Origin of the sequence: Proteus vulgaris (assembly GCF_016239305.1) — a bacterium.
GTDB classification, from domain to species: Bacteria; Pseudomonadota; Gammaproteobacteria; order Enterobacterales; family Enterobacteriaceae; genus Proteus; species Proteus vulgaris_C.
Genome location: NZ_JAEHOQ010000001.1, coordinates 350,251 through 360,598 on the forward strand (window position 1 = coordinate 350,251; position 10,348 = coordinate 360,598).

Below are 10,348 nucleotides of genomic sequence, written 5' to 3' on the forward strand. Positions count from 1 at the left end.
TGGACTGCTCACACTACAAGACGCTTAGATTCATACAAAGCAATTATTTGAATGCCAAACGTTTTCGCGAAACAAAAGCAGAAAAAAACAGAAGAAGATCGCAAGCTGAATCGTTTAATTTATCGATTTTCACCCTAAATAAGAGAAACCATTGTTTTTTCCTATCACTATAATTTAGCCTATTATCGAAAGAATTTGTTATATTTGAGCAACATTAAAATAGCCAATTGAGGGAATTATGCTAATTACTATTTCACCAGCTAAAACACTGGACTTCGAATCGCCTTTAGCAACAACGCATTTCACCCAACCTGAATTGCTAAAATATTCCCAACAACTTATCGAAGAGTGTCGAAAGTTATCTTCAAGTGATATCGCAAGTTTAATGAAGATAAGCGATAAACTCGCAGGATTAAATGCTGCTCGTTTTGGTGAGTGGCAACCCAATTTCACACCAGAAAATGCACGCCAAGCTATTTTGGCATTTAAAGGTGATGTTTATACGGGCATGCAAGCTGAACTTTTTTCTGAAGATGATTTTCAATTTGCTCAACAACATTTACGCATGCTTTCAGGTTTATATGGTGTATTGCGCCCTCTGGATTTAATGCAACCCTATCGTCTTGAAATGGGAATAAAACTAAAAAATAAAAAAGGTAGCGATTTATACCAGTTTTGGGGGAACACCATTACAGACACATTAAACAAAGCGATTGAAGAACAAGGTGATAACGTTTTAATTAATTTAGCCTCTGACGAATATTTTAAGTCAGTTAACTCGAAAAAACTCAATGCTGAAATTATTAAGCCCGTTTTTCTAGATGAGAAAAATGGGAAATATAAAGTCATTAGTTTTTATGCTAAAAAAGCTCGCGGATTAATGAGCCGTTTTATTATTCAAGAAAAACTTACTGACAAAATACAACTTAAAGAATTTGATTTAGAAGGTTATCAATTTAACTCAGCAGAATCTGAAGGTAATACTTTAGTGTTTAAACGTGCAGAACATCACGTTAAATAAAATAGATATCACATAATAATAAAGCTCAATTTTTATATGAGCTTTATTATTTACATCTAATTATTTTAATTGATTTACTACTACTGGTAACAATGACCAATCCAATGAAGGCGGTAATTGTGAGCCATTCATTGAAGCAAGCTGATTGGCATTAAACTGCGCCATTTCATGAATAATAGTATTTAACCCGATGTCGCTTAATTCAGCCTCAACCTGTATTATCTCATGATGTGATTTTTCTGCTTGATATCTATCTTTAATACGCAGTGTAAATTCACTATCTTCTGTTTTTAATAGCTCATCACTATTCTCGCGTGACGAGAGCAATGTTTCAGCTTGTTTTAATCCTATGATAAATAATTTGTTGTCACCTTGGCTATCAAATACAGTTACTTCACCTTTATGCCGATTAATAATATAAATATCATTACCAACACCACCTTCTAAATAATCATTACCCTTATCCGAAATTAGAACATCATTACCATCACCGCCATAAAGGCTATCATTACCCTCTTCAGCTAAAAGAATATGATGCCCTTTTGTCACAATCAAAGTATCATCTCCTCCTCCACCAGATATTATCGAACTACCTGCATTATTATTAATAATTAAATCATTACCTTCTAACATATCAATTACAGGTAATAAATCGAGCTCAGGAATAGTGCTAGATTTTAATGCATTAGCAAGAAGTGAATTATGTCCTATCGATAACGAAAGATCCCATTCTTTAGCAGTAAATTTATTCAATCTTATCGCTTCAGGAATAATGACACTATCATGACCATCTGTTATCTCAATTTTCGTTTTAATGACAGGTTCAAGTAAAATATTTTCACTTTGAAAATGAGGAAACCTAAAAACTTTACCCTCTTTATCAAGAATACGAATTTCAATATCTGCTTTTAAAATTTCAGCTAAATAATATTCACCAATATCAAGTGTCAGATGTTTTTTAACATTATAACGATGCATTAGAATACCTTTTTCCAACTTCAGATCGTAACCACTTACATCAGGTAAAATAATTGTTGCTGTACTTTTTAGCTTCGGTTCAATACCTGATATACCAGGGAGAATAGAAATTGAGTCATCACGTTCAGAGGCAATAAAGCTTTTCAGTTGATAAGTATCATGACCATTACTTAAATTAATGAATGAATTAGGTGTAATTGAGAAATACGTATTATTTCCTTTATTTCCTGTCAATCCAAACTCTAATAGATTGCCAACAGCAATCCCACTATATTTCAGTTTAGAATTTAACGTATATTTTTCATTATCATTACCAAATCGTACTGTTAATAATCGTTCTTGTTCATCAATAGAAAAATAGTCTATTTTATCTTTTCGTGTTGAATAATGTTCAAAATAACTAAATATAAATAATGCTTCATCCTGTAGTGCTGGGTTATCATTTAGTGTAAAAATAAATCCATCGTCTGTTATTATGCTATATTGATGATTAATATGACTTTCATCTATATTTTTATAGATATTTTTCAAACGTAAATATGTCGAGGGGATCTTTAATTTATTAGAATTCTTATTAATAGTATTTTCTAGCTCTAAAATAATATCCAACCGATCTCTTTTTATCGTTTTTATTTCATTGAAATTATATTTTAATCTAACAATACTTGTTTCTTTTTCTTCCTGTTCATAAAGAATGATACTTGTAAAGCTTTTCTCAATTTCGCTATCAGCCATACGAGAAATAATATAAATATCATTTCCTTTACCACCTTCTGCGACCCCTGCCATTAAACGAATAACATCATCACCTTGATGACCACAAATCATATCGCTTCCAGATACACCATCAATATAGTTATTGTTATCATTTCCCACTAATAAATCATTCCCATTTTTGCTTCCTATAATATTTTCTATATTATCCAAATATGCAATAACCTCATGATCTTGCACTTTGATATTTGGCATCGTATCTACTAATACTTTAGGTACTTTATTCCCAGATTTTACATCTTGGTGAAAATAATTTTTTTCCTTAAAATTTAAACCATTTGAAGGTTCCTTAATATGAGAGAATTTTACATAATTAGATTGTAAGTTAATTTCATAACCAGAATGTTCAGGTGATTTTTCAGCAATACGCAGTGTATCATTACCTTCTCGCCCATAAAAACGGCTGGCAAATTTAGGTACTTTTGTTGTATATAGATTAAAAATATCATCTTTTACTCCCCCACTTAATCGTTTTGTACCGTTATAAATATCAAAATAATTTTTTGTATTAGCGGGTGCAGCAATAATGTCATCTCCATTTTTAGTATTAAAATGAAACTCTTCATTTTCTTTTAATTGATAATCAAAATAAGTATGTATTTTATTAACACAAGTTATATCATTAGATACTTTTTTCTTTAAAGGCTCTATTTTACTTAGAGTTAATTGAATGCTCTCTATATAATTATCATCATAAATATCCAACTCTAGGTTATTGTTATTTTGAACAATATCTATGGTGTATTTTTTTAAGCTATTAACATAAAATTCACCATCAAAAATTAATATCTCATCAGTTCCTATTGCCTCTTTGGGTTCATAATATTTAAATTGTGTTTTTATTGCCACAAAATCAGTTGAACGACTATAAAATGCTTCTACTTCCTTTTGAGTCATAAATGGGAGCAAATTTGATGCAATAACTTTTCCTATTCCATTACCAAGTAGTCCGGTGGGATCTTGAAGTATTGTAGGCTCAACTTGATAATAATTTTTATCTTCATAATGATATTCTTCATTAGTATAAAAATATTTACTATTAGGATTAATTTTAATTAATTGCTGATAATATTCTTGACTAATATTTTCAGTTGTTGCTTTAATATGTTCTTTAGTTTCATTTAGTGTTATTTCATTTTGCTTATATGGTGCTATTTTCCCCGTAAATGCCGCGAGAAAACCACTTTCTATTTCCTCCCATACCGTAAATGAAATTTTTTCTTTTGCCTGTTCAACCACTCTCACCGCATTATAAATACTGGTTACCAAAGCAATAGCAGCACCAACCACAATACCAATAGGTCCCGCAACGGTGCTTCCCGCTAATATTGCAATAGAAACACCAATAGTCACTAAGGCGGAAACAATCGCAATACTGCCATTGACTATATAGTCTTCACGTTTTCGACTATCTGACTCCGAAGAAATACGGCTAAAATTGTCATAAGCATTATAAATATCAAATCCAACAGAAAGAATATTAAGTGCGACACCCACACGTGTACTTATTTTTCCTGCATACTCAAACGCATTAGATCGATGTTTTAGCATGCCTTTAGCAACAGCGATTTCAATCAGTTCTGAAACACCGTTATAGCTCATTTCAGTCCACATAATTGCTAGATTTGTGGTTATCTCTTTTCGTTCTGTTTCACTTAAATGTTCATTTTTTAAAAGTTCTAACATATTCATGGTGGAATTAAAAGATTGCCAAATCCCAAAAGCAATATTGCCATAACCAATATTAGAAATAATTTTCATATGACGAGGAAGTGAAAGTGATGGATATCTCAATGCATTCCAATATGATGAATCAATGACGGCTTTATTTAACTCTAATAGTTTTGTTAATCGCTCTTTAGCAGCTAAATAATCAGTGCGATTAATATCTATCGACAATAGTTTTTTAATATTACTTTCTTTTTTATTTAATAGTTTTTTCAAGACTAAAATAACATTATTATCATTATCATTTCCTGATGCAGATAAAAAGAAATCATTTAATTTATCAGCATCAAAAGTTAGTTTATGTTTCCATTTTGGAATATCTTTTAATTTAACACTTTCAATATCCTTGCCATCGATTCGACATCCTAAAGAAGATAATAGTTTTCTATCTACTACTATATCATGAATACGTACTTGTGATTTTTTTAACTTATATGATAATAATTTTTCTTCATGTAACACGAGCTGTTTTAATAAATCTATAGAGTTCTTTTCATACGACATATCTACTTTATAAATTGAACCATTTAAATTACTTTCACTACCAACTACTTTTAATATATTATCTTCCCCTGAAAAAATGCCATTTAAAAAACTGAGAAATTCAGTAGTTAATTTATTTCTTTCTTTCCCTGTTATTTTAACACTACCAATTTTATCAATAAAAAAATCGTAAGTAATTTCATCTTTATTTTTTGAATTAATATTTAAACTCATTTTATTATCATGGAAATCAATAATATAAACACCATTAGATAATATATTAATATTACTTTCTAAGTTACCATACTTTAAAAAAATAACACTATCATCAATAGTATCTTTTATTGATAACACTTCAACAAGCTCTTCAAATTTTGATAAATAAATCTTCTCATCTTCATTTAATTTATTTTTAATTTTTTTCTTATATAAACTTTCAAATAAAGAAAAATCTTTTATTTTTAATTCATCATTATTTTTATTATTAGTACTATAAAGTAACATCAATGATGAAATTCCTTCGGTAATACTAGTATAAAATGAATGCGGTAAATTAAAGAAATCTATTTGATGAGAATGATTATAGCTTCCACTACTTAATAATTTATTTCTTAATAGCTGTACCGTATTTTTCATTTTTTCTTTTAGCCATTCCAGCTCACTAACATGATGAAAAATATCGTTTATTGAATAAACTTCATTCTCTTTTCTGTTAGATAAATAAAACTCCATATTTTCAATTGTATTGATAATCCTTGAATAGCTTTCTAAACTAGATACTTTTCTCAATAATTGAGCATTTGCATTTCCATACTTAGAAATAAACAACTCAGATAATAACTCCTGTGAAGAAAATGATAATAAGTTAATATTATAGGGAGTATCATAAATAGCATTAACGAGTATTTTTATATGCTGTATTTTTTCTAAAATAGAAATATTAGAATAGAATTTAGATTGAAAAACTTTATTAAACTCATCAATATCAATTTCACCACCAACATAATGATTAAATTTTCTTCCTATCAATGGATCATAGATAACACTATTTAACTTATGCTTTATTTCTTTATAAGAATTAGACGATAATAATATTGATAAATCATTAAAATATTTATGGATAGCATATTGAAGAGATATTTTATTGTTAATAATTTTGTCAATAATATTATTTTTTATTGGGTGTTGAATATACTGATTTTTTATTTTATTTATAGAGTCAATAATTTTTTCATTTGCTACTTTACTCTCTAAAATTTCGTTTACAGTACTTCTGTTACCATCAATAGAAATACCATTTTCTTTTCCTGTTCTTAAATCATAGGTAATATCATTTTTTTCTAAGAAATTGGTTGCTTCTAACACCATAAAAAGATTTTCGTTTATCTTTTCCTGTTTTACAACATTAAAATGTTTTCCTGGTGCTATCAGAATATTATTTTTATACTCTTCATAGAGATGAGATAAATTTCTTCCATTATGCTCCCCTATTATAGAAATAAATACATTATCTGTATTTATTTTTAATTCATTACTATTCTTTTGCGTAATTAAATTTTCATTAATAGCAATTTTACTTCCTATTTTTATTTTATTAATATAATTATCTATTGAATCAACAGTGATAGATTTATAGATGGATTTTTTTACTTCAGGCAATAAAGATATTATTTCAAATACATTACTTAATCGTGAGGCGTTTTCTCTATTTATAATAATTCTATAATCATCACTTAATAAAATAGAATTAAATATTTCATATCCTTCCGTTTTAAACCAATTTAAATCTATTTTATTTTTTCTAATCTTATTTTTTAAGGTTGTAGAAATAGATAAGATCTCATTAATATGTAATTCATTTGTTTTTATCTTATTTTTTATATTTTTTAATTTTTCGATCTCTTCAATCGCTTTATCATAATAGAGGCTTTTATAATACTTCTTCTTGTTATCAATAGGTATGTTAGAATATTTTTCATTAATATCAATAGTTCTTTTTTTCAACAACTTGATATATTCATTTTCTTCTCTATTTCTTAATTCTTTCTCTACACGTTCTTTTGTTAAAATAAATCTATGCGATATTTTTCTTTCTTTAGAAAAATAACTACTTTCTAACCCATCATTCCAGCGTTCATTTAATATTGTTCTAAAAGAATGGTTAATCATTAACTGTTGGAAATTTGAAAATTCTTTTGCATCTCTAATAATAATTGTATAATTATCATTAATATGAAAATAATTTTTTAATCTATTTTCATCATTACTTAAAATTTTATTACGTATTTTTTCTGGTACAAAAAATGTTGCTGGAAAATTATCATGTATTACAGCATAGGGATTAGCATCATCAGCACCATGATGAACAATTTCATATCCCTTACCTCGGCCTAAATCAGCATTAATTCTATTTTTTATTTTATTAACTTTTTCACTAATAAAACCAAGTTGTCCACCAATATAACGATCATAAAGATCTTGAGAATTATAATATTCTTTATTTTTTTCACTTAACTCATCATAAATAACACTTTCTTTCCACTCTTCCCATGGCATCGGTTGTCTGACTTTAGTTTCAGAACCTAATTCACTATAAGGGTACATAACAGTAAAAAGATCATAATCTGCAATAATTGGTTTTCTAGATATAGGATCAGCAAGAACTTCAACAGGAATTAAACTATTTTCTTGATATTGATTAACTGTATAATATTTTCTATCTCCTTCAACGAACTGAGATAAAGAAAATTCATACTGAATATCATCTAATAGAGCTGATACTTTTAAAATATCACCTTTTTCTTCTAATACAATAAGTACTCCTTTTACAATTAATTCATCGACTCTTTCAAGTGAAAGAGTCAAAGGAACTTTAATCGCATAATTTTTTTCAAGTGATCCTTGTATTAATAAATTATATTTTTCAGCCTCTTTCCTTGCAGAAGCTTTCGCTAAACGCTGATCTATTGGGATAAATCCAGCCATAGGTCCCCAATCAGAACTTTTTCCTTTAATTAATAAACTCTTACTACTGTATTCTTTAGATGATATCAAGGTTGTTGAATTAGTATCTACGGGTCTTACGCCAATAATCACATTTTCACTTTCTGCAATTTGCGAAAAAACACGCTGGTCATTTTCAGGCATACCAATTAAAGGAAGTAATTCTAAGTTATCAATGGGTACTAATAACAAATCTCTAGATTTGTAATTAGAAAACTTTCTAATTGAAGGGTGCTGATTAGCTTTAACATCATGAAAACTTTTATATTCTTCACGATAACTAAAACTAAATATTTTAACCTCAGTACCAGATTTTTCAATTTTACGTTTTATTAAAAGGTTATTATCATCATATCTATCATTATCAAAAGAGATATATATTTTTATATTTTCATCTAATTTATTAAAATTATCTAATACTGATATAGTTTTATTATTTGATGAGGTTAATACGATCCCTTCAATCGCTTTTCCTTTCTTTTTTAAATGATAATAGAGATCAATTGCACGTTTGCTATCATCATTACTAGCGTGTATTAAAATATCATTTCCAGAAATTCCACGAACAGAGTTTAAATAATGATATGCTTTATCTAAATTTTCAGTTGATGAATCGAAGATAAATATATCATAACCTGCTTTTTGATACTCTATTTGATAATTATTAATATCTATATTGGCATATTTATCATTAGAGAATAATAATACTGTTTTTCTTCTTGTTAAATAATTATTATCACTAAAGATATAGCAACCTCGTATATCATTATACGTTATATTAAAAATATTTTGTCTTTTTGATTCTAAATCACCAGTGTGATTTTTATAAATTTCATTATTTTCTGATAATTCATTATATTGAAGTTCATTATTAAATAAAACAATAGGTTCAAGAATAAAACTACTTAGTTTTTGATTATTTTTAAACTGGTACCGTATGAGACTTTCTGTATTAACCGTAATCACCTTATCAAAGATAATATCACCCGACTGGCTTTTATCTAGTTGATAAATTTTTTCTGCATTAATATCTTTTCCTTTAAAAAAGGATATTAGATATGATCTAAATTTTTCTTCACTCGAAAATTCCACTAAACCGAAATTAGGATCATAAAAACCAAAATTTGATATTATCGATGTTTTATTTGCCCAAACAAGCAAAGTATGTTTTTTTGTATAAAGCTGAAAATAAAGAGGTTTTACTGTATTTTCTGCCTTTAATAATCGATTTAAAATAGCATTTAATGTTAACTCTGCTTTATCATGTTGAAAATGAGCCGCTAGAGAAGAAAGAGAAACCTGTTTTTGACTTAATTCTTCAATTGTTAAAAGTAATTTTTTAGCTGAATAATTTAAAGAAAGTTCTGAAAAAGGAACCTTTTCATCCACCTTATTCTTATCTAATATTTTTAGTATATTATCTAATTTTTTTAAAAATCGCGATCCTTGCCTATACTCTCCATGATGTTCCAAATGTTTTGCTGCAGCGATCAACATACTAAGTGATTCACAATACCCTTCTCCACCATCTTTTAATTTTGATAAAATCATTTGTTGTGGAAATGAAATAACATACGCCTCTTTATCAATATTTCCTTCATTTTTTATTTTATTAAATAATCTAATAAACTTTTTCTTTTGCTTTTTATTAATTTCTGTTTCTAATATTTTATTATCAATTTCTCTTACTATTGCACCCAATTCTTTCATTGTTAACCTATATCTATTTTTCTCAATATATTCAAAAATATCTTTTATTGTCATATTTTCCGAGTAATCATGAATAACATTCATAATATTATCTTTGTACCCAATTAGAAATTCAGTTTTCTTTCTGAAATCGGGATAAAGAAAAGAGAGTTTTTTATATACGTTATTAAATAGATGAATACTATTATAATTAGAATTTGATTTAATTATCTCGCTATTTTTTTCTATAGTAAATTCATTAACAATAGCCTCTTTCTTATAATCATAGCTATAATTTATATTTTTCGTTGTTGATAACTTAATTTCACTATTATTGATAGTATAAATAGGTACATTCAGTTTTTGAGCAATACCCTCAATAAACACATCATTATATAAAGAATTATAAATATTTTCTTTTCTCCCAATATATACGATATTTTCAGTCGGGATTGTATGTTCATAAAGGAGTTCATCAATTTTTTTTATTTCATCGCTATTTTTTACTAATTTTGAATATACCCCTTCATCATCGTTATATCCTATCGTGGTAAAATTAATACCATTATCTTTACAGAATAAAATAAAATCTTCTAATCTTGGTATTTTTTTAAATATTTTTGATAATAACTGACTTTTTTCATTTGTAATATAAAAATAATAAATATCATT

Annotated in this window: 2 protein-coding genes; one reads left to right on the forward strand and one right to left on the reverse strand. The window is 27.3% G+C overall.

Annotated elements, in window-relative coordinates:
- Positions 1-238 precede the first annotated feature (238 nt).
- The gene (gene yaaA / locus JEP40_RS01540) at positions 239-1,021 is read left to right on the forward strand and encodes a peroxide stress protein YaaA (protein WP_198622133.1); all 783 of its coding nucleotides are present in this window, start codon (positions 239-241) and stop codon (positions 1,019-1,021) included.
- 60 nt (positions 1,022-1,081) lie between these two features.
- On the opposite strand, the gene JEP40_RS01545 is transcribed toward yaaA, so the two are convergent.
- Positions 1,082-10,063 (reverse strand): anthrax toxin-like adenylyl cyclase domain-containing protein, encoded by an 8,982-nt coding sequence (locus tag JEP40_RS01545; protein ID WP_232799119.1) that lies wholly within the window; start codon positions 10,061-10,063, stop codon positions 1,082-1,084.
- Between the last annotated feature and the right edge of the window lie 285 nt (positions 10,064-10,348).

What these genes read in the sequence shown, in the direction of transcription:
- yaaA (WP_198622133.1), top strand. Translation starts at nt 239, where the DNA reads ATGCTAATTACTATTTCACCAGCTAAAACACTGGACTTCGAATCGCCT.